Raw genomic sequence first — 865 nt, forward strand, 5'->3', positions numbered from 1 at the left:
GGCGCGCTGGGGCGTCCCGATCCGGCGCGCGAGCGCTCGTCCCGCGAGCACGCCGAGCAGCCCGAATCCGTAGTTCGCGGCGACGATGCCGCCCAGTACGAGCGGATTCGACGCCAGCGCGGTCTGCAGCGCGAACGTGCTGTAGGTCGTTAGCGAGGAGAGAAATCCCGTCGTGAAGACGAGGCGGGCCCGCGTTCCGATGTGGCCCGCGTACTCGGCCTCGTAGACCAGAAACGCGAGGACGGCGCTCCCGACTGCGTTGACGAGGACGATCGAGGGAACGTCCGGGAGCGCTTCCATCGCGAGAAACCGGAGGTTCGAGCCGGCGAAGCCGCCGACTGCGATCAGTGCGAACGTCTCGAGTCGAACGAGCGGGTGTGCGTTTGCCATGGCTGAGTGGTCACGCAGGGACCGTCATACGGACTACTGGAAGCCATTTCCGGCGCACCTTCGACTCGCCATGCAGGTGCGCCGGTAACCGTTTCAGCAGCCCGTATCAGCCGACCGACGCTCGCCGGCGTGGTACTGCGATCGACGCCAGCCACGGATCGGCACGTCTCGCCCGGCAGTCGGGTCAGCCGGTCCCCACTGTCTAATCGTGTGCCTCCTCTCGCGGGCATACAATGAGGGTTCCGGATGCCGTTTCCGATTCGTCTCAGCGTAGTCTCGCGGCCCCAGATCGCGCTCGAGCGCCTCGAGTCGCGGAAGGAAAAGAGCCAAGGTTAGACTGCCTCTAAACCGAGCCATGACCGGAGACGCTGGCGGGGACGGCGGCCGGAGCGGGTTCGCGCGGGCGTCGTGGGCGAACGTCCTCGGTAACGTCGTGAAGATCGCCGCCGAGGGGGCGGCGGGGCTCGCCTTCGGG

1 protein-coding gene and 1 pseudogene are annotated in these 865 nt (G+C 67.4%); one reads left to right on the forward strand and one right to left on the reverse strand.

The features are described from left to right. On the reverse strand, positions 1-390 hold a 390-nt coding region (locus tag PGX04_RS10145), incomplete at its 3' end, for a fluoride efflux transporter FluC (RefSeq protein ID WP_273738385.1). A 355-nt stretch (positions 391-745) separates the two neighbouring features. On the opposite strand from PGX04_RS10145, the pseudogene PGX04_RS10150 reads away from it, so the two are divergent. Further along, positions 746-865: pseudogene (locus PGX04_RS10150) on the forward strand (cation diffusion facilitator family transporter); the annotation flags it as partial.

The sequence above is a fragment of the Natrinema soli genome (genome assembly GCF_028618695.1).